Source organism: Actinomycetospora straminea (assembly GCF_028737255.1).
In the GTDB taxonomy this organism is placed as follows: Bacteria; Actinomycetota; Actinomycetes; order Mycobacteriales; family Pseudonocardiaceae; genus Actinomycetospora; species Actinomycetospora straminea.
This window is the reverse complement of sequence record NZ_JAQZAN010000001.1, coordinates 239,903-263,459: the sequence shown is the minus strand read 5'-3', so window position 1 is coordinate 263,459 and position 23,557 is coordinate 239,903. Positions and strand designations below refer to the sequence as shown.

Annotated in this window: 25 protein-coding genes and 1 pseudogene; 18 read left to right on the top strand and 8 right to left on the bottom strand. The window is 74.7% G+C overall.

Annotated elements, in window-relative coordinates; translation table 11 throughout:
- Positions 1-35: 35 nt before the first annotated feature.
- Positions 36-725 carry a Clp protease N-terminal domain-containing protein gene (locus PH190_RS01295; protein WP_274229698.1) on the top strand — a complete coding sequence of 230 codons (690 nt, stop codon included), beginning with the start codon at positions 36-38 and terminating at the stop codon, positions 723-725.
- A gap of 33 nt (positions 726-758) precedes the next feature.
- A complete protein-coding gene (locus PH190_RS01290; protein WP_274229697.1) occupies positions 759-1,034 on the top strand; it encodes a hypothetical protein in 276 nt (91 codons plus the stop codon).
- A gap of 10 nt (positions 1,035-1,044) precedes the next feature.
- On the opposite strand, the gene PH190_RS01285 is transcribed toward PH190_RS01290, so the two are convergent.
- Positions 1,045-3,360, bottom strand: a complete 2,316-nt coding sequence (locus PH190_RS01285; protein WP_274229696.1) for a CDP-alcohol phosphatidyltransferase family protein — start codon at positions 3,358-3,360, stop codon at positions 1,045-1,047.
- 52 nt (positions 3,361-3,412) lie between these two features.
- On the opposite strand from PH190_RS01285, the gene PH190_RS01280 reads away from it, so the two are divergent.
- From PH190_RS01280 to PH190_RS01255, 6 genes are all read left to right on the top strand, one after another.
- Entirely contained in the window at positions 3,413-4,378 is a 966-nt protein-coding gene (locus PH190_RS01280; protein ID WP_274229695.1) for a zinc-dependent alcohol dehydrogenase, read from the top strand.
- Between the two features lie 92 nt (positions 4,379-4,470).
- Positions 4,471-4,707, top strand: a complete 237-nt coding sequence (locus PH190_RS01275; protein ID WP_274229694.1) for an FmdB family zinc ribbon protein — start codon at positions 4,471-4,473, stop codon at positions 4,705-4,707.
- Positions 4,708-4,840: 133 nt separating this feature from the next.
- Entirely contained in the window at positions 4,841-6,103 is a 1,263-nt protein-coding gene (locus PH190_RS01270; protein WP_274229693.1) for a GNAT family N-acetyltransferase, read from the top strand.
- Positions 6,100-7,293: an FAD-dependent monooxygenase gene (locus PH190_RS01265; protein ID WP_274229692.1), complete on the top strand. Its 1,194-nt coding sequence runs from the start codon at positions 6,100-6,102 to the stop codon at positions 7,291-7,293. The genes PH190_RS01270 and PH190_RS01265 overlap by 4 nt, the downstream gene beginning before the upstream one ends.
- A 131-nt stretch (positions 7,294-7,424) precedes the next feature.
- Positions 7,425-7,574: a hypothetical protein gene (locus PH190_RS01260; protein WP_274229691.1), complete on the top strand. Its 150-nt coding sequence runs from the start codon at positions 7,425-7,427 to the stop codon at positions 7,572-7,574.
- A gap of 20 nt (positions 7,575-7,594) precedes the next feature.
- Entirely contained in the window at positions 7,595-7,996 is a 402-nt protein-coding gene (locus PH190_RS01255) for a 6-pyruvoyl trahydropterin synthase family protein (protein WP_274229690.1), read from the top strand.
- Here the strand turns inward: PH190_RS01255 and PH190_RS01250 are convergent.
- Positions 7,989-8,531, bottom strand: coding sequence for a L,D-transpeptidase (locus PH190_RS01250; RefSeq protein WP_274229689.1), 543 nt, complete (start codon positions 8,529-8,531; stop codon positions 7,989-7,991). The two genes, PH190_RS01255 and PH190_RS01250, sit on opposite strands and share 8 nt — an antisense overlap.
- A gap of 176 nt (positions 8,532-8,707) precedes the next feature.
- Here PH190_RS01250 and PH190_RS01245 point away from each other — a divergent pair, with 176 nt between their 5' ends.
- A complete protein-coding gene (locus PH190_RS01245) occupies positions 8,708-10,969 on the top strand; it encodes a transglycosylase domain-containing protein (RefSeq protein WP_274229688.1) in 2,262 nt (753 codons plus the stop codon).
- On the opposite strand, the gene PH190_RS01240 is transcribed toward PH190_RS01245, so the two are convergent.
- Positions 10,966-11,493, bottom strand: a complete 528-nt coding sequence (locus PH190_RS01240) for a DinB family protein (RefSeq protein WP_274229687.1) — start codon at positions 11,491-11,493, stop codon at positions 10,966-10,968. The two genes, PH190_RS01245 and PH190_RS01240, sit on opposite strands and share 4 nt — an antisense overlap.
- 77 nt (positions 11,494-11,570) lie before the next feature.
- On the opposite strand from PH190_RS01240, the gene PH190_RS01235 reads away from it, so the two are divergent.
- From PH190_RS01235 to PH190_RS01225, 3 genes are all read left to right on the top strand, one after another.
- Positions 11,571-12,569, top strand: a complete 999-nt coding sequence (locus tag PH190_RS01235; protein WP_274229686.1) for a glycosyltransferase family 4 protein — start codon at positions 11,571-11,573, stop codon at positions 12,567-12,569.
- Positions 12,566-13,393 (top strand): methyltransferase domain-containing protein, encoded by an 828-nt coding sequence (locus PH190_RS01230; protein WP_420791560.1) that lies wholly within the window; start codon positions 12,566-12,568, stop codon positions 13,391-13,393. The genes PH190_RS01235 and PH190_RS01230 overlap by 4 nt, the downstream gene beginning before the upstream one ends.
- Before the next feature lie 131 nt (positions 13,394-13,524).
- Positions 13,525-14,679, top strand: a complete 1,155-nt coding sequence (locus PH190_RS01225) for a lysylphosphatidylglycerol synthase transmembrane domain-containing protein (RefSeq protein ID WP_274229684.1) — start codon at positions 13,525-13,527, stop codon at positions 14,677-14,679.
- Between the two features lie 40 nt (positions 14,680-14,719).
- Here the strand turns inward: PH190_RS01225 and PH190_RS01220 are convergent, their stop codons facing one another.
- On the bottom strand, positions 14,720-15,604 hold the full coding sequence (locus PH190_RS01220) for an alpha/beta fold hydrolase (protein WP_274229683.1): 885 nt from the start codon (positions 15,602-15,604) through the stop codon (positions 14,720-14,722).
- 201 nt (positions 15,605-15,805) lie between these two features.
- On the opposite strand from PH190_RS01220, the gene PH190_RS01215 reads away from it, so the two are divergent.
- On the top strand, positions 15,806-16,402 hold the full coding sequence (locus tag PH190_RS01215) for a histidine phosphatase family protein (RefSeq protein ID WP_274229682.1): 597 nt from the start codon (positions 15,806-15,808) through the stop codon (positions 16,400-16,402).
- Between the two features lie 42 nt (positions 16,403-16,444).
- Here the strand turns inward: PH190_RS01215 and PH190_RS01210 are convergent, their stop codons facing one another.
- Together PH190_RS01210 and PH190_RS01205 are read right to left on the bottom strand one after the other, a co-directional pair.
- Complete coding sequence (locus PH190_RS01210) at positions 16,445-16,606, bottom strand: hypothetical protein (RefSeq protein ID WP_274229681.1); 162 nt, start codon at positions 16,604-16,606, stop codon at positions 16,445-16,447.
- A 91-nt stretch (positions 16,607-16,697) separates the two neighbouring features.
- Positions 16,698-16,832 carry a hypothetical protein gene (locus tag PH190_RS01205; protein ID WP_274229680.1) on the bottom strand — a complete coding sequence of 45 codons (135 nt, stop codon included), beginning with the start codon at positions 16,830-16,832 and terminating at the stop codon, positions 16,698-16,700.
- 380 nt (positions 16,833-17,212) lie between these two features.
- On the opposite strand from PH190_RS01205, the gene PH190_RS01200 reads away from it, so the two are divergent.
- From PH190_RS01200 to PH190_RS01190, 3 genes and pseudogenes are all read left to right on the top strand, one after another.
- Positions 17,213-17,590 (top strand): hypothetical protein, encoded by a 378-nt coding sequence (locus PH190_RS01200; RefSeq protein WP_274229679.1) that lies wholly within the window; start codon positions 17,213-17,215, stop codon positions 17,588-17,590.
- 287 nt (positions 17,591-17,877) lie between these two features.
- Positions 17,878-18,654 (top strand): annotated as a pseudogene (locus PH190_RS30695) (sugar transferase); the annotation flags it as partial.
- Positions 18,655-18,754: 100 nt separating this feature from the next.
- Entirely contained in the window at positions 18,755-19,015 is a 261-nt protein-coding gene (locus tag PH190_RS01190; protein ID WP_274229677.1) for a sugar transferase, read from the top strand.
- A gap of 101 nt (positions 19,016-19,116) precedes the next feature.
- On the opposite strand, the gene PH190_RS01185 is transcribed toward PH190_RS01190, so the two are convergent.
- Both PH190_RS01185 and PH190_RS01180 read right to left on the bottom strand, forming a co-directional pair.
- Positions 19,117-20,631 carry a M28 family peptidase gene (locus PH190_RS01185; protein ID WP_274229676.1) on the bottom strand — a complete coding sequence of 505 codons (1,515 nt, stop codon included), beginning with the start codon at positions 20,629-20,631 and terminating at the stop codon, positions 19,117-19,119.
- Complete coding sequence (locus PH190_RS01180; protein WP_274229675.1) at positions 20,628-21,773, bottom strand: glycosyltransferase family 4 protein; 1,146 nt, start codon at positions 21,771-21,773, stop codon at positions 20,628-20,630. Before PH190_RS01180 ends, PH190_RS01185 begins: the two co-directional genes overlap by 4 nt.
- 195 nt (positions 21,774-21,968) lie before the next feature.
- On the opposite strand from PH190_RS01180, the gene PH190_RS01175 reads away from it, so the two are divergent.
- Together PH190_RS01175 and PH190_RS01170 are read left to right on the top strand one after the other, a co-directional pair.
- The gene (locus PH190_RS01175; protein ID WP_274229674.1) at positions 21,969-22,703 is read left to right on the top strand and encodes a hypothetical protein; all 735 of its coding nucleotides are present in this window, start codon (positions 21,969-21,971) and stop codon (positions 22,701-22,703) included.
- 26 nt (positions 22,704-22,729) lie between these two features.
- A complete protein-coding gene (locus PH190_RS01170) occupies positions 22,730-23,512 on the top strand; it encodes an FkbM family methyltransferase (RefSeq protein ID WP_274229673.1) in 783 nt (260 codons plus the stop codon).
- The last annotated feature ends 45 nt before the right edge of the window (positions 23,513-23,557 follow it).

Below are 23,557 nucleotides of genomic sequence, written 5' to 3'. Positions count from 1 at the left end.
TCGTGGAGCGCACCGCGACCCGCTAGAAGTTCGCCATGGGGACGACCACACCCATCCACGACGCGCTGGCCGGTGTCCGCCGCGAGGTCCCGGCCAAGCCCACACCCTTCCCGCGCGGGCGCACGCCCGCGCCACGGACGCGCCGCTCGGTGGCCGAGGACACCGAGCGGGTCGTCGCGCTCGCCTGGCAGGAGGCCGACGAGCGCGGCCACGCCGTGTTCGGCACCGGGCACCTCCTGCTCGGCCTGGTCCGGGCCGGCGGTCCGGAGGCGGGGCTGCTCGCCGCGACCGGGGTCACGGCCTCGACCGCGGACGCCGCGATGGCGCTCGTCGAGCTCTCGTCGGTGTCGGAGCCGGTGGTGCACGGTCACAGCGGTCCAGGACGGGGCGCCGGGCCCGTCGCCGGCCCGACCGTCGCCGAGGTGCTCTCCGAGGCCGCGGCCGCGGGGGACACCGGCGCGGAGGTCACCGCCGGCGCCCTGCTCACCGCACTCGCCGCGCGGCCCTGGGGCCAGGTGGCGGAGATGCTCGCGGCGCTGGGCGTCGACTCGTCCGACCTCGCGGCAGCCGTCACGACCCTCGCCGCGGCCGCCGAGGCCGCCGGAGCCGCCGACGGGGCCGGTGCCGGCGACACCCCGGCGCGCCCGGTACCCCGCGACCCCAGCGGGCTGCTCTCGTCGGCGTGGCGCCGCCCTGCGCCGGAGGCCACCCCCGAGATCGCGTGACGCCGGGCCGTCCCGGCGGTCAGAATCCGGCGCATGGCGAAGCCGAGCTGGATCCGGGCCGAGGACGGCGACTGGTACCGCGCCTCCGAGGTGGTCGCGGTCAAGACGATGCCGCACAACCCCGACGGCGGCTTCATGGTCACCGTCGAGACGCACCGGCACGACAACATCGACGTCACCGGACGGCTGCGCGAGGTCGAGGACGCGTCCCGCTGCCGGGACGCCCTCATGCGCCTGCTCGCGACGGCGGAGAAGGGCGTGACCATCACCTACGCGTCGGGCGGGTTCAGCAGCGAGGAGATCGCCTGACCCCACATGCTCACGGCCGCGGCCCGTAGGCGGCGAGGAACCGGTCGCGGAAGGCCTCCATCGGCCACACCGGCCCGCCGGGGGCGGGCGTGAGCCCGTCCGCCCAGCCCCAGTCGCCGACGGCGGCGAGCACGGACGGGTCGCTGCTGACGATCGAGATCGGGACGCCGCGCCCGGCGTCGGGGCCGGTCACGACCGGTGACGGCTGGTGGTCGCCGAGCAGGACGATCACCGGCGCGCGGCCGGGGTGCACCGCGGCCTGGCGCTCGGTCCACCCCCACACCGTCGCGAGCGAGTACTCGATCGACCGGCGGTAGTCGTCGCGGACCTTCGCCGGGTCCTGGGTGAAGATCGCCTGGAACGGCAGCTCCGGGCCGTCGGGCGGCGCGAACACCGACCCGTCGCCGACGGCGTCCCACGGCACGGTCCGCGGCACCGGCGACCAGGGACCGTGGCTGGAGGTCAGCGCGATCTCGGCCATGGTCGGCGGGGCGCCCGGCCCGCGCTCGAGGCGGTCGAAGGCGGCGAGCGCGTACTGGTCGGGCATCGGCGACCAGGAGAACGGCGGGCCGCGGTAGCCGAGGTCGGCGCCGCCGTAGGCGCGGTCGTAGCCGTAGAACGCACCCTCCGGCCAGGGCCCGGACGTGCCCGGGGCGACGGCGACCGTGCGCCACCCGGCCTCGCGGAAGGCGCGCGGGAGCGTCAGCCGGTCCGACGTGACGAGCTGCCCGTGCCGTTGCTGGCCGTCGATCCGCAGCCCGGAGAGCAGGGTGGCGTGGGCGAGCCAGCTGCCCCCGCCCGCGATCGGCGAGGTCAGCACCCCGGTCCGCGCGCCGTAGCCGGCGGCGCCGAGGCGTCGCTCGCCGTCGTCGAGGACGGCCCGCACCGGAGCCGCCATCGCCGGGTCGTCGAGGGCCGACAGCCCGTAGCTCTCGACGACGACGACCGCGACGTCGCGCCCGCGCAGCGCGGTGAGCAGCCGGTCGCCGGGCACGTCGCGGTAGGCGTCGGTCGCGGCCTCGATCTCGAAGGCCCGCTGGTCGCGCACGCCCTCGCCGATCGCGAGCGTGCGGTCGACGGTGCGGATCGAGGTGTCGCGCGAAGCGACGGGCACGCCGGGCAGGAGCTGCGCCGAGAGCGTCCACGCCGTGAGCCACGCCACGGCGAGCACGGCGACCAGGCGCAGGGTCGCGGCGCGGTGCGCGGCCGCGATCCGCGCGAGCCGGGCGACGGCACCGCCCATCGCGGCGAGCAGCGCGATCGTGAGCAGCGCGACGACCACGGCGACGACGACGGCGAGCACCGGGCCCGAGGTGCCGGCGACGAAGTCGTAGGCGTTGGTGAGCAGCACCGCGTCGCGCGCCGGGTCGAACGGGCGGGCGAGCGAGACCGAGAAGCCGAGGTCGAACAGCACCAGCACCAGCACGAGCCCGAGCACCACGCCCGCGACCCACGCGAGCACCCGCCGGACCGGGGCGGGCAGCACGACCGCGACGACGAGCGCGACGAGCAGCTCGACCGGCACGCGGACGAACGCCGGCGTCACCAGCCGGGCGATGTCGCCGGGCGTCACGAACGCGAGCAGCACGAGCACGCCGGCGAGCAGCGTCACCACGCCGGCGAGACCTCGGCGCACGCGTACCGGGTGGGTGTCGGCGCTGCGCCACAGCCGCACCACGTCGCGCCCGAACGACCACAGCAGCGCGGCGAGGGCGACCGCGACGAGGACGCTCGCGACGACCGCCGGCAGCAGCTGCGACGACGCCACGACCAGCACGACGCCCTGCGCGGCGGCGACGACCTTGCCCGAGAACCGGGGCGTCAGCTCCCCGCGCAGCCAGGGCAGCACCACGCCCGCGGCGACGAAGAGGTAGCGCGCGAGCCCGACGAGCAGCACCCACGACCCCAGCAGGCCCGCGACGTGCACCGACAGCACCATGAGCAGCGCGGCGTCGAGCTCCATGTCGAAGCGGGCGCCGAACGTCGAGGCCACGTCCCGGCGCCGGGCGACCGCTCCGTCGACGCCGTCGAGCACCAGCGCCACGGCCGCGAGCCCGACGAGCGCGGGGGTCGAGACGGGGTCGGCGACGAGGGCGGTGACCCCGACCGCGAGCACCCCGCGCAGCAGCGTGACCCGCCCGGCCGGCCCCAGCCCGTCGACCGGTGCGGCGGCGAGCACGGCGACCAGCGCCGCGGCCGCCGTCGCCCCGGTGACGAGCCCGATCGACCCGAGGCCGACGCCCGCCGCGAGCACCCCGAGCAGGCCCGCGACCGCGACCGCGCCGCCGAGGAGCTCGGCGGTCAGGACCGGGGGCGGGAGGCGCACACGTGCCAGCATGGCCGCCGGGAGATCACGCGAGTGCGAGGAGGGTCGCGCCATGGCGGGCACGACACGGGCGTTCCGGGTCGCGGCGCCCGGGCAGGCGGACATCGCGGACATCCCGCTCCCCGACCCCGGTCCCGACGACGTGGTGTTGCGCACCCGGCACAGCGCGGTGAGCCGGGGCACCGAGTCGCTGGTGTTCCGCGGGCAGGTGCCCGAGAGCCAGTACGAGCTGATGCGCGCCCCGTTCCAGGTCGGCGACTTCCCGGGCCCCGTGGTGTACGGCTACCTCGCGGTCGGCGAGGTCGAGGCGGGTCCGGGCGCCGGGCGCACGGTGTTCGCGCTCGCCCCGCACCAGGAGCGGGTGGTGGTGCCCGCGGCCTCGGTCGTCGAGGTGCCCGCCGACGTCCCGCCCGCGCGGGCGGTGCTCGCCGGCACGGTCGAGACCGCGGTGAACGCGCTGTGGGACGCCGCGCCGCGCGTCGGGGACCGGGTCGCGGTGGTCGGTGCCGGGATGGTCGGGTCGGCCGTCGCCGGGGTGCTGGCGACGTTCCCGGGCGTGCGGGTGGAGCTCGTCGACGTCGACACGTCCCGCCGCGCGGTGGCCGAGGCGCTGGGCGTCGGCTTCGCGACGCCCGACGCGGCGACGGGGGAGTGCGACCTCGTCCTGCACGCGAGCACCACCGAGGCCGGGCTCGCCCGGTCCCTGGAGCTGCTCGGCGACGAGGGCGAGGTCGTCGAGATGTCGTGGTTCGGCGAGAACGCCCCCCGGGTGCCGCTGGGCGAGGCGTTCCACTCGCGGCGCCTGGCCATCCGGGCGTCGCAGGTCGGCCGCGTCGCCCCCGCCCGCCGCGCCCGGTGGTCGACCACCGACCGCCTCCGCCTGGCCCTGCGCCTGCTCGCCGACCCGCGCTTCGAGGCGCTGATCACCGACACCTGCGCCTTCGAGGACCTCCCGACCGTGATGCCCCAGCTCGCCGCCGGCGAGCGCCCCGGCCTCGCGGTCCGGGTGGACTACTGAGCAGGTGCGCTCCGCGCAGGTGAGCAGAAAAGAGTGCCCCAGCACTCTTTTCTGCTCACGAGCGCGAAGCGCACCGGCCTAGGCTCCCGACCATGCCGCGCTACGAGTTCCGCTGCCGGACCTGCGCGTCGACGTTCGAGGTCGACCGGCCGATGAGCGCCGCGAGCGACCCCGCCGACTGCCCGTCCGGCCACGACGACACGGTCAAGCTGCTGACGACGGTCGGCCTCGGCGGCCGGGCGCGCACGGCCACACCTCCGGCCGTGGCCCCGTCCATGGCCCCCGCCGGCGGGGGCGGGGGCTGCTGCGGCGGGGGTTGCTGCGGGTAGCCACTCTCCGTCGCCGGAAGGGGCCGCGTTCCCCGGTTCCGGGCAAGCGTTGTCGGAAAGAGACCGAGAACCCTGCTCCGTTCGAGGGAGCACCCTCTCGAACGTCGTCCACGCAGGGTTGTACTTTCGCCCGATGCTGGTCACAGGCCGGCCGGTCGACCACACGGCCGCGTCGGGTGTCTCCTTCGTCCCACGGCGCCTGCGCCTCGGCTCGGTCGCCCTGACCGCCGTCCGGGCCGCCGAGCGGGATCCCGGCTTCCTCGCGCGGTGGCACGACCTGGAGCGCCGGGCGCTGGAGCCCAACCCGTTCCTCGCGCCGCAGATGGTGCTCCCGGCCGCGCGGCACCTCGGCGCGCCGCCGTCCCTGCGCCTGGTCACCGCCGAGCACGACGGGCGCCTCGTGTTCCTGCTCCCCGTGATCGAGGCGACGCCGCACGCGCTCGCCCCGGTGCCGCCCGGCGTGTCGCTGGGCCGGCTCGGGCTGACGGGCCTGCGGACCTGGTTGCACCCGTACTGCTTCCTCGGCACCCCCCTCGTCGACCCGGACGTCGACCTCGACGCGCTGTGGGAGGCCGTCCTCGGCGAGCTGCCCGTCCTGCGGGCGCGGCCGTGGCTGGAGCTGCCGAAGGTCCCCGTCGAGGGACCCGTCGGGCGGGCGCTGCAGCGCGCCGTCGCCACGCGGCCCGCACGGCACACGTCGCTCGGCGCCCGCTCCTTCGCCCACCGGCGGCCGTCGCCGACGTACCTCGCGGAGTGGACCACCAGCAAGAAGCGCGGCGAGCTCAAGCGCAAGCGGCGGGTCCTCGGGCGCGAGCTCGGCGGCGAGGTCGGCACCGCGGAGCACGGCCGGACCGCGTCCGGCGACGCCGTCTCGCGCTTCCTCGCGCTGGAGGCGAGCGGGTGGAAGGGCCGCGCCGGGACGGCCATGGCCGTGCGGCCGGGCCACGACCGCTTCCTCCGAGAGATGGCGGCGGCGTTCGCCGAGGACGGCCGGCTGCTGGCGTTCGCGCTCGGGACCGACACGCGCATCCTCGCCCGGAGCCTCGCGATCACGGCCGGCCCCGGCGTGTTCGGGCTCAAGCGCGCCTTCGACGAGGAGTTCGCGCGCTGTTCGCCCGGCACCCTGCTCGACGTCGACCTCCTCGCGTGGTTCCACGAGCAGCCGGAGCTGGCGTGGATCGACACGTCGTCCGACCCGAGCCGCGCGGACGCCGACGTCTACGGTGACCGCGTGGAGATCGGGACGACGGTGGTCGGTCTCGGCCATGCCGCGCGACGGGTCCCGCCCCTGTTCGCGGCGGTCGACGCGGCCCGCGACGAGGTGCGCCGGCGCCGGCCGGCCCTGGCCCGACAGGTGGAGCGGCTGCGCGCGGGCCGCTCGAGGAGTGCTCAGTGAGGATCACCGCTGTCGGCGGGGGACCGGCCGGTCTGTACGCGGCCGTCCTGCTCGCCCAGCAGGGCCACGACGTCACGGTCGTCGAGCGCAACCCCGCCGGGGTCACCCACGGCTGGGGTGTCGTGTTCTGGGAGCCGCTGCTCGCGTCGCTGCGCGAGAGCGACCCGGTGAGCGCCGCCCAGATCGCCGACGCCGCGTTCGCCTGGGACGGCCAGGACGTCGACGTCGAGGGGCGCGGCCGGGTCGCGCGACCCAGCGGCGGCTACAGCATCTCGCGGCAGCGGCTGCTCGACCTCCTCACCGCCCGGGCGCAGGAGCTCGGCGTGCACACGGTGTTCGAGCACGACGTCGCGCCGGGCGAGGCCGAAGCCGACCTGGTGATCGCCGCCGACGGCGTCGGCAGTGCCCACCGCCGCGCGCTCGCCGACGACCTCGGGCCCACCGTCGACGTCGGCACCAACAAGTACGTCTGGCTGGCGACGACCAAGGTCTACACGTCGTTCCTCTTCGCCTTCGTCCGCTCGTCGGCCGGCTGGTTGTGGTGCCACGCGTACGGCTACGACGCCGACCACAGCACCTTCATCGTGGAGTGCTCGCCGCAGACCTGGCGCGCGCTGGGCCTCGACCGGATGGGCGCCGAGGAGAGCCGGGAGCTGCTCGAACGCCTCTTCGCCCGGCACCTCGACGGGCACCCGCTCGTCGGGCTGCCCACCGAGCCCGACGCGCCGCTGCCGTGGCTGGAGTTCCGCACCCTGCACTGCGAGCGGTGGTGGTCGGGGCGCACGGTGCTGGCGGGCGATGCCGCGCACACCACCCACTTCGCGATCGGCTCGGGTACGACGCTGGCGCTGGGGGACGCGATCGCGCTCGCGCGGGCGCTCGAGGGGCCGGCGGACGTCCCGGCCGCCCTCGAGCGGTACCAGGCCGACCGGCAGGCCGCCCTGGCCCCGAGCCGGCGCGACGCCCGCAACAGCGCGCGGTGGCTCGAGGACCTCGAGCGCTACATCGACACCGACGTCGACAGCTTCGCGACGCTGCTGCACCGCCGCTGCTCCTCGCTGCTCGCCCACCTGCCGCCGACGGTGTACGTCAAGGCGCGCGAGGTGGCCGAGCGCAGCGGCGCCGCCCGCCGCGTGTGGTCGCAGGCCTCGGCCCTGCGCCGCTCGGCCCTGGTGCGACGGGGCAGCTGAGGACGGCGGACGCGACCCCGCGCTCCTCACACCGTGTCACCTTGGCGACCCGGGCCTGGGCTGAGCGGGCGGTCGTGCTGTCTACTGGCGTACGTTGACGTGACCGTTCGTGATGAGCTCGGGAGAGCGCCGTGTCCGTGACCACCCCGTCCTCCGTCGTCCCGCCGGTCGCGCGGGACCGGGGCACCTCCTGGCGCGGCCGACTGCTCGCCGACGTCCAGCTGTTCCTCGTCGTGCTCGGCCTCGGCCTCGCCGTCGCCCTGCTGGTGGTCCTGATCTGACGGGCGTCAGGATGGTCGGCATGTTCGCCGTCACCGTCCGCGACCACATCATGATCGCCCACAGCTTCCGGGGCGCGGTCTTCGGACCGGCGCAGGCCCTGCACGGCGCGACGTTCGTCGTCGACGCGACGTTCCGGCGGGCCGAGCTCGACGCCGACAACATCGTCGTCGACATCGGACTCGCCACCGAGCAGCTGCACGACGCCCTGGCCGACCTCACCTACACCAACCTCGACGACCATCCCGAGCTCGCCGGGGTGAACACGACGACGGAGTACCTGGCGCAGGTGATCGCGCAGCGGCTGGCCACACGGGTCGGCGACGGGCGGCTCGGCCCGCACGCGGGCGGGCTGGCCGGCATCACGGTGACCCTGCACGAGTCGCACGTGGCGTCGGCGAGCTACGAGCTGACGCTCACCTGACGATCTCGACCCGGTCGCCGGGCTCGAGCGCGGCGAAGACGTCCTGCGCGTCGTCCTTGTCGAGCCGGACACAGCCGTGCGAGCTGCCCGCCCGGCTGCCGCTGTGCAACGCCCGGCCCTCGTCGTCGAAGAACACCGAGTAGGGCATCGGCGCGCGGCCGAACTCGCGGCTCACGTGGTGGCGCTCCTTGCGCTGCACCGTGAACTCGCCGGTCGGCGTCGGGTCCTCGTCGGAGCCCGAGGTGATCGCCATCGGGCCGGACGTGGCGCGGCCGTCGTCGGTGAGCCAGGCCCGCTGCTCGCCGAGGTCGACGCACACGTCGGCGGCGTCGCTGCAGGGTGGCTGGTCGGCGGGCTGCTGGGGCGCCGCGGGTGCGGCCGGTGCTGCCGACGCCAGGGGCGCCGCGGCGAGCACGGCGACCGAGGCGGCGGCGAGCGGGGCGAGCGCGCGCCGGGCGGTGTGGCTCGCGGTGTGGCGCACGGTGTGGCTCACGGCGTGGCGGGGAGCGGGGGAGCGGTGGTGTCGGCCCACCATGGGTGCCTCCTCGTCGGTTCGGGGTGTCGACGGGGTGCGGTCGGCGTTCCCGGCCACGGTCGCACGCAACCGCGTCGTCGCCCGGACGGGGGCGGCGAGGTGGCGCGCTCTTGGTGTGACTTTGCGTGATCTTTGTTCACACCCTGCTCAGGTGGCGCGGGGGACCATGGCCGCTCGTGCGGAGATCGGTGACGCTCGGGGTGCGGCTCCTGGCGATCGCGGTGATCGGCGGCGTCGTCGTCGCCGGCCTGGTGTTCCCCCTCGTCGGGGGCCTCGGGCAGCTCGCGGCGCGAGCCATGGGTGGGGTGGAGGCGACGCAGCCCGGTGTGCTGTCGGGGGACATGCCGTCGGTCACCACGATCACCGACGACGCCGGCGCGCCGATCGCCTACCTCTACGACCAGGACCGCCAGGTCGTCGCGTCGGACCGGATCTCGACGGCGATGAAGGCGGCCATCGTGGCGATCGAGGACCGGCGCTTCTTCGTCGAGTCCGGGCTCGACGCGCGCGGCGTGGTGCGGGCGCTGGTGAACAACTCCAGCGGCGGCGCGACGCAGGGCGCCTCGACCCTGACCGAGCAGTACGTCAAGAACGATGACGAGTACGTGGCGGCTCGGACGCCCGCCGAGCAGCTGCGCGCCACCGCGCCGAACCTGGGCCGGAAGGTCCGCGAGGCCGAGGTGGCCGAGCGGCTCGACCGGACCGTGCCCAAGGACGAGATCCTCACCCGCTACCTCAACGTGGTGTCGTTCGGGAACCAGGCGTTCGGCGTGCAGGCCGCGGCGCGCACGTACTTCGACACGACCGCCGACCGGCTGACCGTGCCCCAGGCCGCGCTGCTGGCCGGCATGGTGCAGAGCCCGGCCCAGGACGACCCCGTGCGCCACCCCGCCGCCGCGCTCGACCGGCGCAACGTCGTGATCACGCAGATGGCCGAGCAGGGCGACATCACCCCCGATCAGGCCGCCCGCGCCACCGCGGCGCCGCTCGGTGTCGACCCGGCGCTGCACGGGCTGACCGAGGGCTGCCTCGGCGCCGGCGACGCCGGGTTCTTCTGCGCCTACGTCCTCGAGGACCTCGCCCGCAGCGGCATCTCGGCCGAGGAGCTGCGCCGCGGGGGCTACACCGTCCGGACGACCATGGACCGCGCGGCGACGGAGCAGGCGAAGGCCGCCGTCGACGCCGAGGTGCCGCCGGCCCGGTCGCACGTCGCCGACGTGCTCTCGATCGTCGCGCCGGGCGCGACCGCGCACCCGGTGACCGCGATGGTCGCCAACCGGGGCTACGGGCTCGACGCCTCGCAGCTGCAGACCACCTACGACCTGCCCGGCACGCCGGAGAACCTGGGCGCCGGGTCCGTCTACAAGATCTTCACCTCGTCGGCCTACCTCGCCCAGGGTGGCGGGATCGACACCGTCATCCCGGTGCCTGCCAGCGGCTACGCCTCGCCGCTGACCCCGGGCTTCGTGGTCTCGAACGACGGCGACTACCCGCCGCAGATGAGCCTGCAGGACGCGCTGGCGCAGTCGCCGAACACGGCGTTCGTCAAGCTCGAGGAGACGACCGGCATCGCGCCCGTGGTGGACATGGCCGTGCGGCTGGGGATGCGCTCGCTCGCCGAGCCGCCCGGCCCGGGCCAACCGTCGATCGCCGACACCGTGAAGGCGCAGAACCAGGCGTCGTTCACGCTCGGGGTGGCGCCGACGAGCTCGCTGGAGCTCGCCAACGTCGGGGCCACGCTGGCGAGCCACGGCACGTGGTGCCCGCCCAGTCCGATCACCTCGGTCACCGACGCGGCCGGCCGGCCGGTGCCGGTGAACGGCGCCGCGTGCGAGCAGGCCGTGCCCGGGCCCTTGGCCGACACCGAGATGACCGGGCTGGCGAAGGACGACCAGCCCGGCGGCACCTCCGCGGCCGCCGCGGCCGCGGCCGGCTGGCACCGGCCCACCGCCGCCAAGACCGGCACCACGCAGACCTCGGAGTCCGGAGCCTTCGTCGCGGCGACGCCGTCGATCGCGGCGGCGGCCATCACGTTCGACGACTCCTCCTCGCCCCGCCCGATCTGCACGGGCAGCCCGCCGACCTCGTGCGGGACGGGCAACCTGTTCGGCGGCACGACCCCGGCGCAGACCTGGTACCGGGCGATGACGCCGATCCTGGGCGCGAGCCCCGTCCAGCCGCTCCCGGCTCCCGACCCGCGGTTCGTCACCGGCGGCCGGCTGACCACCATCCCCGCCGTGATCGGCGAGCCCGCCGACCAGGCGGCCGCGGCCCTGCGTGCCGCCGGTTTCGTGGTGGACACCGCGACCGTCGACAGCCGCGCCCCCGCCGGGACGGTCGTCGGTGAGGACCCGCTGGGCGGGGGCGTCGAGGGCCAGACCGTCACGGTCACCGCCTCGACCGGCCGCGTGACCGCCCCGCCAGGACCGCCGGGCTAGGTGAGCCGCCGGCGCACGTCGGCGACGTGGTGCACGCCCTCGTGCGCGGCCTGGCGCAGCAGCCAGCGGGCGGTGCGCTCCTCGTGCGGGAGGCGGGTGACCGTCCGGTCCCAGTCGCCGTCGCGGAAGCGGGCGACCTCGTCGAGCAGGCCCGGGGTCACGATCTCCAGTTCGGCCAGGACCGCGGGCACGTCGTGCCGGTCGTAGCGGAAGCGGCGGGCCCGCAGGTCGTTGTACACGGGCTCGAGGGCGGGGCGGTCCTCGGTGCGGGCGCGGTGGAGCCGGATGGTGAAGGCGACGGCGACGTCGCGCAGGTGGCAGACGTACTCGGCCACCGACCACACGTCGTCGGTCGGCCGGCCGTGCCGGAGCGAGGGCTCCAGCTCGTGGACGGCCTCCCGGAGAGCGGCCGGCACCGCCGCGACGTGGGCGCACGCCTCGTCGATCGAGACGTCGGCGTAGCGCATGCCGCACGGCGCGCAGGCGTGGTCCTCGGACGCCAGGGGCGGCAGGGCATCGACCATGTCCGCACCCTAGGCATGCTGGACCCGTGCCCCCACGTGAGCGGAATTCCCGGTCAGGACCGGGAATACCGCTCACGATGGTGCGGCCGGTCGCCGACCCCGCGCTGGTCAGCGGCGGGGACGTGTACGACGCGCGGATCATCGACGGGCTGCGCGCGCGGGGCCGGACGGTGCACGACGCGCAGCTCGCCGGGGCCTGGCCGCGGCCCGACGACGCCGCGCGGCGGGCGCTCGCCGGCGCGCTGGCCGGCGCGGGCGCGGTGCTGGTCGACGGGCTGGTCGCGGGCGGGGTCCCGGACGTCGTCGTCCCGCACGCCCGCCGGCTCGCGGTCCTCGTGCACCTGCCCCTGGACGAGGAGCACCCCGACCTCTCCGCCGGCGAGCACGCCGTCCTGCGCGCCGCCCGCGCCGTCGTCGCCACCAGCCCCTGGACCGCGCGGCGACTGTCCGAGCAGGGCGTCGAGGCCGTCGTCGCGGTCCCCGGTGTCGACCCGGCGCCCCACGCGGCGGGCACCGACGGCGCGCACCGGCTGCTCTGCCTCGGCGCCGTGACGCCGACCAAGGGCCAGGACCTGCTCGTCGACGCCCTCGCCGCGCTGCGCGAGCGCCCGTGGACGCTCGACCTCGTCGGCCCGACCGGCCGCGACCCGGCCTTCGTCGCCGACCTCCGCGCGGCGATCGCGCGCCAGGGTCTCGCCGACCGGGTGCACCTGCTCGGCCCGCGGACCGCCGCCGAGCTGGACGCGATCTGGCACGCCGCCGACCTGCTCGTCGCGCCCTCGCGGGTCGAGACGTACGGCATGGTGGTGAGCGAGGCCCGCGCGCGGGGCATCCCCGTCGTGGCGAGCGCCGTCGGCGGGCTGCCGGACACGCTGGCGAACGGCGGAGTCTTAACGCCTCCTGAGGACGTACCCGCACTCGTCGCAACGCTGCACCGCTGGTTCGCCGATCATCAGCACCGGGACGGGTTACGTGTCTCAGCGAGATCCCCACGATGCAGGCTGACCACGTGGACACAGACGTCGCGACGGGTGGAGCAGGCGCTGGCGGACCTGCTCGCGAGCCCGCCGGCCTGACCCCGGACCACGCCCTCCCGGGCGCGCCGGCCGCCGCCGACTGGCTCGCCCTGCGCGAGAACGCCGACGCCGAGGCGCGCGCGGTCGACCTCGTCGAGGAGCTGCGCGCCGGACACCCCGCGCCCGGCCGCATCCTCGACCTCGGCGCCGGCACCGGGTCGATGGCGCGCTGGCTCGCGCCCCGCCTGCCCGGGCCGCAGCACTGGGTGCTGGCCGACCGTGACGCCGGCCTGCTCGCCCACGTCGCCGACTCGCTGCCGCCGCGGGCGCGCGACGGGTCGCCGATCACCTCGGAGGTCCGCGAGCTCGACGTGACGACGCTGACCGCCGCCGACCTCGCCGGCGTCGACCTCGTCACCGCCTCCGCGCTGCTCGACCTGCTCACCGCCGACGAGATCGACGCCGTCGCCGCGGCGTGCGTCGGCGCCGGCGTGGCGGCCCTGCTGACGCTGTCGGTCACCGGGCAGGTCCGCCTCGAGCCCGCCGAGCCCCGCGACGTGGCCATCGCCGCCGCGTTCGACGCCCACCAGCAGCGCACCGTCGACGGACGCGCCCTCCTCGGCCCGCGGGCCCCGACCGTGGCCGAGGAGGCCTTCGCCCGCCACGGCGCGCACATCCGCTCCCGCGCGAGCCCGTGGCACCTCGGGCTCGACGACGTCGACCTCGTCGTCGCCTGGCTGCAGGGCTGGGTGGCCGCGGCCGTCGCGCAGGACCCCGACCTCGCGCGCCACGCCGACGCCTACCTCGCCCGCCGCCTCGAGGCCGCCGAGCAGGGCCGGCTGCGGGTGACCGTCGGCCACCTCGACCTCCTCGCCCTCCCCTAGAGCCCTCCCCTCGAGCCCCGCCTCGGCCGGCCCCCACCGGCCCCCGACGCCCCACCGCACGCTCCCCGCTCCCCAGCTCCCCTGGACCCTCTGTGCCGCTCCCCGCGCCTGCCCTGTCCGCCCCACCCGCCGTGCCCGTCCCGCGACGCAGCGTCGACGACCGCCCCGCCCAGCACACCGAGGCCCGTGCGGGCAAGAGAGCGAACACCCTCACCCCGCGCGACGGCAGCGGCAACACTGGCGGCTCCGCCCACCCCGACCCCTCCGGTCCCGAGACCACCGGACCCGCCATGACCGCCCCCGCCCGCCGCGTCCCCCTGGGCCTCCTGCTGCGCCTGCTGGTCGGCCTCGGCCTGCCGGCCCTGCTCGCGATCCGCGTCGGCGCGGGCGGTGTCGTCGAGGCGCTCGGGGCGATCACGGCGCCGACCGTCCTCGCCGCCCTCGCCCTCGGCGCCGTCACCACCGTCGCCGGCGCCGCGCGCTGGTGCGTCGTCGCCCGCGGCGTGGGTCTCGACCTGTCCCTGCGCACGGCCACCGCCGACGCCTACCGCGCGACCCTCCTCAACTCCCTCCTGCCCGCCGGGGTCCTCGGCGACGTCCACCGCGCCGTCCGCCACCACCGGCCCGGCGATGCCCGCGGCGCGCGGGCCGTCGTCATCGAGCGGGTCGCGGGCCAGGTGGTCGTGGTCGCGGTCGGCGTCGTCGTGCTGGTCGCGAGCCCGGCCCTGCTGCACGCGCTCGTCGGTCCGGGTCTCGGCGTGGTCGCCGGCGGGCTGGGCGTCGCCGTGCTGGTCGCGGGCCTGTGGGTTCGCCACGCGCGGCGTGCCGCCCGGGTCCGGGTCGCGCTGGCGAGCGCCGGCCGGGACGTCCGCGAGGGGCTCGCTCGGGTGCGGACCGGCCCGCCGGTGCTGCTGTGCTCGCTCGTCGCGCTCGGCGGGCTGCTCGCGCTGTTCGTGCTCGCCGCCCGCGTCGCCGGGGTCGGCGTGTCGCTGGGGCAGCTGCTGCCGCTGGTCACCGTCGCGCTGCTCGCGATGGCGGTGCCGCTGACCGTCGGCGGCTGGGGCCCGCGCGAGGCGGCCGCCGCCGTCGCGTTCGCCGCGGTCGGCCTCGACGCCGCCCAGGGGCTCGCGACGGCCGTCGTCTACGGCGTGCTGGCGCTGATCGCGTGCCTGCCCGGCGCGGTCGTCCTGCTCGCGGACGCGCTCGGTCGCCCGGCCGGGCTCCCGGCACGACCGTGGAGCCCCTCGTCCGCGCGGGTCGGGGTGCGGCCGACGCCCGCGGGGTGAGGTGCTCCGGTCCGGAGCCGGGCGTCCGCCGTCGCGACGCTCACGACACCGCCCGCCCGTCGCCGAAGAACCCCCGCAACGCCTCGACGACGGCGTCCGGCGCCTCCTCGGGCAGGAAGTGCCCCGCGTCGAGCGGGCCGCCGCGGACGTCGTCGGCCCACTGCCGCCACACGGCGAGCGGGTCGTACCAGCGGTGCACGGCGCCGGTCGCGCTCCACAGCGCGAGGACGGGGCAGCGGAGGCGGTGGGCGCCGCGGTCGGCCTCGTCGTGCGCGACGTCCGCGGTCGCGGCGGCGCGGTACTGCTCGCAGATCGCGTGCACGCGGTCGGGGTCGCGGAAGGTCGCGGTGTAGCGCTCGCGCAGCCACGGGGTGAAGACGGACGGGTCGTCGGACCAGCTGTCGAGCAGGTGGTCGACGAACGTCGCCGGCGCCCCGAGCACGAGCTGTTCGGGCACCGGCGTCGGCGCGGCGAGCAGCGACCAGACCCAGTAGCCCAGCGCGAACTCGCGGTCGGCGCGGGCGAAGGCCTCGGCGGTCGGGACGACGTCGAGGACGGCGAGGCGGCGGACGTGGTCGGGGTGGTCGAGGGCCATCCGGTAGGCGCAGCGGGCGCCGCGGTCGTGGCCGGCGACGGCGAAGCGCTCGTGGCCCAGGGCCCGCACCACGGCGAGCTGCTCGGCGGCGAGGGCGCGCATGGAGTGGTCGCCGGAGGTCCCGACGCCGCTGGCGCCGTAGCCGCGCAGGTCGGTGACGACGACGGTGTGGTCGACCGCGAGCGCGGGCGCGACATGACGCCACAGGAGGTGGGTCTCGGGGATGCCGTGCAGGAGCAGCACCGGCGGCCCGGAGCCCCCGACGCGGCCGTGCACGGTGGTGCCGCCGACGGTCACGTCGACGACGTCGAACCCGGGGAAGAGGGACACGCGAGGACCTCCTCCGGTGGACGAGGCCGAGGAGGGCCGTCGTGGGCGCGGCGTCCGGCACGCCCGTGACCTGACCCTACGGCAGCAGTGGCGTGCCCCACACTCGATCGATCACCGTTGGCGACCGGTCCTGCTCGTGGAGGCGCGCGGTCGCCCGAATGCGCACCGGGTGCCCGGGCTCCCGGCACTACCGTGGAGTACGTGCTCACCCTCGTCCGCCATGGTCAGAGTGAGGCCAACGCCCGCGGGGTGATGTGCGGCCGGTCGGACCCACCGCTCACCGACGTGGGGCGTCGCCAGGCCCGGGCGCTCGCCGCGGGTCTTCCCCGGCCCACCCGCCTGCTGTCGAGCCCCCTGGCCCGCGCGCAGGAGACCGCGACGCTCCTCGGCGCCGACGTGCCGGTGGAGATCGACGCCCGCTGGACCGAGATGGACTACGGCGACCTCGACGGCCAGCCGATGACCGCGCTCGACGGCGACGCGTGGCGCGCCTGGCAGGAGGACCCGGAGCACGTCCCCGCCGGGGGCGAGTCGCTGGTGGCGGTGCGCGAGCGCGTGGCCCGCGCGTGCACCGAGCTCGCGGCCGAGGCCGCGGTCGGCGAGGTGGTCGTCGTCAGCCACGTGTCGCCGATCAAGGCGGCGATCAGCTGGGCGCTCGGCGTCGGGATCGACATCGCGTGGCGCATGTACCTCGTCGACGCCGCGGTCTGCCGCATCGACACCGGAGGCACCGTCCCGGTGCTCCTCGCCGTCAACGACGAGGGCCCCCTGCACGCGGGGACGGTCCTGCCGGCGTGACCCCCGCACCCGTCGGCGCCGCGCCGGCCGACGGGAGCGGGGTCAGCGTGAGTGCCGCCCGGCCGCCATCGAGGCGGGCGTGACGGTCGTGGTCGCGGTGCGCAGCCGGTCGAGGTAGGCCGCCGCGCTGAGGGCGACCGGGCGGATGATCGTGCTCGCGGTCCGGACGCCGGCCGCCGTGTGCGGCGTCGCGTGCTTGGCCATGGGAACCCCCCGAGGTGCGGCCGGCCCCCATGCCGGCTGTCGATCTCTTCTCGCGCCCTGGGGCTCGACCGTTAGCGATCTCCGCGGATCCTCACCCGACCGGGCGGTCACCGGCCCAGTGCCGCTGGTCGACCGTCCCGTGCACGGCCATGCTCGCCCAGGGCGCGAGGAGCCACGCCGCGGCTCCTGCCGTCGCCCCCGCCACCGCCGTCAGGATCATGGTCATCGCCGGCCTCCGTGTTCCCGAGCACGTCCTGCCCGTCTGTCGCGCGACGGGCGGCGGGAGTTACGAACCGGACAGAGGACGTCGCGGAGAGCGTGAGGGCCCCGCGGTCCGGTGGCTCCTCGCCCTCGTCAGGCAGGTCGGCCCCGAGGCCTGGGCCGCGGACGCGACGTAATGGGCGGCGGCGCGTGGGGTAAGGAGCGGCCGCCGAGTTCGGGGAGGCCGTCGCCCCGACGGCGAGCGCCAGCCGCTCGCGGCGGTTCTCGCCGTGCTCGTGCACCTGGAGCAGGTCCTGGGCGAGGGGGCCGAGCTCGCGGTGCGGCAGATGCGACGGGCCGCGGACGGTGTGACGGTCAACCGGCTCGCCGAGCGCGGTGGATACCTTGCGCGTCCTGCTCGACACCGAGGGGCGCGAGGCGGTGGTGGCAGGGATCGATCACGGAGGAGCACCGGTCTCCGTCGAGATCCTCGACCAGCTCTGGCGCCCCGAGCACGAGCGCACCAGCGAGATCCTCGAAGTCGTCAGGCGCCATCACCCGGACAGAACCGTGGCCAACAACGCCAGTGAGGTGCTGGCGAAGTACCGCAGGCTGGGACGAAGCGTCGAGCTCATCGTGGGTGCTGTTCGAGTTCAGTGCCTGCAGGCGGGACACGTCCGCGATCCACGCCCGGTCGTACTCCCGGCGGACCGACTGCACGCCCATGATCCCGGCGATCTTCGCGATAGGCAGGCGTCGTTGGTCGGCTCGAGCGCACCGTGAGCTGTGAGTCCTCCCGGATCGGCTGCTCAGCGCACTTCGGCGCCGTGCGGCTGACGACGGTGGGCGACTTCGTCAGGCACCCCGGAGCCCCTCTCCCGCTTCCGGCTCTCCGCGGAGCCGGACAGCGGGTCCGCCCGGCTGCACCACCTTCGCACGCAGCGGGCGGACGTCCGCGAGCTGCAGCGTGTCCACGCCGTGCTCGCGATGGCGGTCATCGCGATCGCGCTGCTGTGGGGCGGGGTAGTTACCGGGCGCGCCTGCACCTCGCGGTCCTCGACGAGCTGCCGATGGTCATCGGCCGGCTGCTCGTGGCTGCGGCGCTGGTCGCGTCGGTGTTCGCGCTGCGCCACGAGGGCGAGGGCGTCGAGACGCTCCTGCTGATCGTCCTGCCCGGCCTCGGGCTGGTGGTGCTCCGGATGGCGACGACGCGGTTCATCCTCGCGGCGCGCCGGCGCGGGGTGGTCGCGCACCGCACGCTCGTGGTCGGCGGGGGCTCGCTCGCCGCCGACGTCATCGAGCTCCTCCAGCGTCACCCGCGTTACCGGCTCGCGGTCGCCGGCTTCCTCGACGACGGCCGCGACTGCGCCGCCGCCGCGTTCGCCCCGCACGTCGGGGCCCTGGCCGATCTCGAGCGCGTGGTCGCCGAGAACGGCATCGACGTCGTGCTGGTCGCCGGCGGCGAGTTCGACGAGGTCGAGCTGCTCGACCGCGTCCGCAGCCCCGAGTGCGCCGGCTGCGACCTGCTGATCGTGCCCCGGCTGCCCGCCTTCGTGACCCAGACCGGCACCGGCGACCACATCGGCTCCGTGCCGATCATGCGCATCCGCACGCCCCCGCTCGACGGCATCAGCTGGGCGCTCAAGCGCGTGTTCGACGTCGTCGTCAGCGCCGTCGTGCTCCTGCTGCTCGCGCCGATCGTGGCCGTGATCGCGCTGGCCGTGCGCCTCGAGGGCGGGCCCGGCGTGATCTTCAAGCAGGCCCGCGTGGGACGTGACGGGCTCCTGTTCGAGTGCCTGAAGTTCCGCTCGATGCGCCCGTCCGACGAGCGTGAGTTGGCGACGCAGTGGTCGGTCGTCGACGACCAGCGCGTGGGGCCGATGGGTCGCGTACTGCGCCCGACTCGCTCGACGAGCTCCCGCAGCTGTGGAACATCCTGCGCGGGACATGACCCTGGTCGGCCCGCGCCCGGAGCGCCCCCACTTCGTGGAGAAGTTCTCCTCCGAGCTGCCGCGCTACGGTCACCGCCACCGCGTCCCCGCGGGCCTGACGGGCCTGGCGCAGGTCAGCGGCCTGCGCGGCGCGGACACACCGATCTCCGACCGCGCGCGGTTCGACAACTTCTACATCGAGAACTGGTCGCTCTGGCTGGACGCCAAGGTCCTGCTCCGCACGATCTCCGAGGTCCTCTTCGCCCGCGGCCGTTGAGCGCGGGGGCCGGCGCACGGGGCGTGCCAGCCGTGCCGCACGCCGGCGTTCACGAAGACCCTGCGTGCTGCAGTCGGCTCTGCGGAACACCGACGAGCCCGCTAGAGGGTGGCCCGTTGTTCCCGGGAGGGCAGGCCGTTCGGTCCGCCCAGCCCGACTCCATAGGTCGCGATGGTCCAGGCCAGTGCATCGAGCATGCGGGCGAGCGCCACCCGGTCAACATTGGTGAGACCGTCGCAGCGCTCGTGATAACAGGGGTCGTACGGTTCGCCCGCTCGACCTCCCCATAGGGCGGCCTCCTCCGGTGTCTTGATCCCCTCCGCCCCGGTGAACAGCCCGCCCGCGGGGATGCCGATCGCGGTGAACGCAGCGTGATCGAATCGGTTCTCGAGATCGAGACCGCGAGCCCGGACTCCCGACCTCGTCAGTCCCTCTTCCAGGGTCCGCTCGATCGCGGCGGAGCCCGGAGGCCCCGCCGGGGCGCCGACACCGTCGGAGTCGTCGCCGTCGTAGACGAAGTAGGCCGCATTGAGCGAGCCGATCATGTCCGTGTTGAGGACGGCGGCGATGTCGCGGCGGGCATCGAACGACAGACCCTGCACATAGGCCGACGAGCCCCAGAGGCCCGCCTCATGGCCACCCCACCAGGCGAACCGGATCATGTTGGTGACAGGGGGTGCAGCCCCGAGTCGCAGTGCGAGTTCGAGCTGGGCTGCCGACCCCGAACCGTCATCGTTGAGGCCCGGACCCTCGGGGACGCTGTCCAGGTGGGCGCCGGACAGGATGACCTCGTCCGGTCGACCCGTGACCGTCTGGGCGACAACGCTGCGGCTCGTCCTGCTCTCGGATCGGGTCACGAGGGTGAGGTTCGCGGATTGTTCCTGGCGAGTCTCCAACGAGCTGCCCTGTCGACTCGAGACTCCGGCGACGGGGATCCGCGCCTCGACCGGGGAGTCGAGCGAGGTGTTGAGCGCGATGTCCTCGGAGTTCGCCACGATCATGGCGACCGCTCCGGCCTCTGCTGCCACCTGCTGCTTCCGGGTGGGGGTGCACGAGCCCAGGCGCACCAGCACGATCGCCCCGCTCACCGGGCTCCCCGCGTAATCGCCGGCTTCGCAACCGAGGGCCGTGTCCGACGGCAGGGCAACGAGCGGTGCCGTGATCCCGCCAGGTGGTGTCGGTGGTGAGTAGCGCAGGGCACGCGGGGCAGGAACGGTGCGGCCGTCGACCGTCAAGGTCTGCGCCTCGGCAGTGAACGTGTAGAAGGAAAAGGTCGGCGTCTCGACGACGTATCCCGCTCGGCGCAACGTGTCCGCGACGTAGTCGACGCTCTGCTCGTGCCCTGGGCTCCCCGAGGCGCGTTGACCGCCGTTGCGGGCGGCGATGTTCTGCAAGGCCTGCAGGTGGGTGAAGGCCCCGTCGGCGGTCACGGTCTCGACGAGCCGGCGCGGCAGGTCCGGGTCGCCCGGCATCGGGGGGAGGGGAGGCTGGGTCGTGACGCCACCGGCGCAGCCGCTGACGAGCAGGAGCACGGCGGCGAACGCGGCGAGCGCTGCGGTGGCTGAGGGCGCCGACCTCGGGCGGGCCACGTCGACGACGGGGTTGATGGCGATCACCGGTCACCTCGGGCGATCTCCTGGTAACGACGGCGCTGTACTGGCCAGGCAATGGGCCGGACACGCTCGTGCGCGTTCTCCGTCAGGGCTTTCGCGCGTAGCCGATCGTCGTGCAGGCGGCGGATGGCCCTCGCGAGATCCTCGGGCTGGTCGGGGACGAATCCTTCGTAACAGTCCGAGCCGAAGATCTCCTCGACCGACCGGGTCCTCGAAACGACCATCGGAATGCCGAGCGCGACGAAGTCGAACATCTTGCCGGCGATCGTGAGGTCACGGAAACGATCACGCTTCATGGCGACGACACCGAGACTCGCCGAGCTGAGCAAGCGGATGAGTTCGTCCTCGGGCACGAAGCCGTCGCTGAAGTGCACCCATCGTTCGAGACCGAGCGAGGCGGCGAGGGCGCGGAGCTCCTCGCGCTGAGAACCGTCACCGATGATCCGGACCTCGAAGTCGGGGAGCTCGTCGCGCAGTTGCGCAGCGGCCCGGATCAGGGTGTCGAGGCCGTACTGCGGCTCGATGGTGCCGTGGCTGACGATCACGAAGCGGGAGTAGGCCTCGCCGTGGGCGGACGAAGGCACGAACACCTGCTCGTCAGCTCCGTCCATGACCACGCTGATCTTGTGTGGGTCGGCCCCGCGCCGGACGAACTCCCGACGCATCGGCTCGGTCGGGGTGATGACGTGGGCTGCGAAGCGGATGGCGGCTTGCTCGAGACCGGCGACGAGCCGTACGGCGGGATGGGACATCGTGACCTCGAACTTGGTCGCGAAGAACTCCGGCATCGGCTCTTGGAGGTCCAGCAGGACGCGGGCTCCTCTCGCCCTGGCGAGGACAGTGACGAACACGAGCGCATCGGGCACGGAATTGACCTGGACGAGCTCGAAGGGTCGACGGGCGGCGCGCCAGGAGATCAGGATCATCGCCAGGACGAAGAAGGACGCGTACTCCGCCAGCAGGCGTGCCGCGCCCGCCCCCGCCCGGTGCCGGAGCGGGAGCCGGCGGATGAGGAGTGCGCCCCGCTGCTCCCGGGAGGACTCACCGGCATCTCGAAGGCAGAACACCTCGACCTCGAACTCGAGGTCGAGGAGGGCGTCGACCTCGCGGCGTACTCGCGTGTCGCGGAAGTAGTGACAACGCACGACTGCGGCCCGTGGCCTCATGGCTTCCCCCGCATGGTCTCGCGGAGGCCGAACCCCTAGCCGCCGCACCGTGACGAACCTACTATCTGCTCACCGACAGTTGTTCGATTCCGTCGATCGAATGAGTCGAAGCGACCACGTCGTTCGGGGGGTGCAGCCGGTGTGATCGGCGTGGTGCATGCACGGAGAGCATTCGTGTCGATCCTGCTGGCGAGCTTGTGGCTGGTCCTCGGTTGCACCAGCGAGCCGCCCGAACGCGTGGCGCTGCCCTCGCCCGCCCCGGCTCCTCCTGCCTCACCGGTGGGCGTGGCGCTGCCCTCGGGGGAAGCCTGCACTCAGCGCATCGTGCGGAGCGGGCGCGAGGTGCGTTCCACCAACGCCGGCGCCAACGCCACGGTGCCCGAGGGGCTCGTCCTCCCACCGTGGCCGGACTACTGGGATCCGGTCGTCAACCGCACCATCGTCCCGCGCATCGACGGCCAGTTCACGGGGACGACCGAGGAGATCATGGCCTGGGGAGCCTGCAAGTGGGGGTTCGACCCCGAGGTGGTCCGGGCGGTGGCCTGGACGGAGAGCTCGTGGTTCCAGGACAAGGCGGCGGACGTCGTCGACGAGCAGCGCCTCTGCGTCGGGTCGTACACGGCACCGTGTCCGACGAGCTTCGGTCTTCTGCAGATCAAGCACATCTACCGCCCGGGCTCGTATCCCCTCTCCGCGGAGAGCACCGCGTTCAACGTCGACTACGGGTTGGCCGTCATCCGTGGCTGCTACGAGGGGCGGGTCCTCTACCTGCGACCGCCCTACCAGGCGGGTGACCTGTGGGGATGCCTGGGCTGGCACTACTCCGGCGAGTGGATGACCCCGCTGGCGCAGCGGTACATGACCGAGGTCAGCCGCAACCTGCACGACAAGCCGTGGACGGAGCTGTAGCCGTCAGTCGCCACCCTGGGGGGGCCGTGAATCGTCTCGAACGACTCGTCGACCGCATCGACCCGGTCGTCAGTGCCTCGGTCCGTCTCGTCAAGAAGAGGTGGCAGGGCGACCCCCTCCTCGGGTTCCTCACCGAGAACGTCACGACGAACTCGGCGGTCATCGACCTCGGGGCGAATCGGGGCGTCTACACCTGGCTCATGGCCGCTCTGGTCGGCCCCGGCGGTCAGGTGCACGCTGTCGAGCCGTTTCCTGGGAACGTCGCGGCGCTGACAGCCCTCTCACGCCGCCGGCGGAACATCGTCGTGCACCCGTTCGCGGCCTCGGACCGCGAGGCGGAGGCGGTCCTGCACGTTCCCAGTCACGGAGGTCAGGTGATCGACGCCCTCGCCAGCGTCGAACTCCGGGCGTGCGACGACGAGTCGGCGTTCACGGTCGCGCTGCGTCGGGTGGACTCGCTCCTGGCCGACGAGGACCGCCGGGTGTCCGTGCTCAAGTGCGACGTGGAGGGTCACGAGGACCCTGCGCTCGAGGGTAGCTGGTCGGTCGTCGAGGAGCACCGACCCGCCGTGGCCGTGGAGATCGAGGACCGTCATCGGCACAGGCCGGTCGAGGACCTGTTCGCCCGCTTCACCGCACTCGGGTACCAGGGTTACTTCGTCCAGGACCGCGCCGTGCGTCCTCTCACGGAATTCGACGTGGAGTCCCACCAGCGCCGCTTCCTCGGCGGCGATTTCATTCCGTACTCTCCACCGGCGGGGTACGTGAGCGATTTCCTCTTTCTTCCGGGCTCGCACCGGCGGCTCTGACCCGGGAACGTTCGCTGTCGCGCTGTCGCGCTGTCGCGCTGTCGC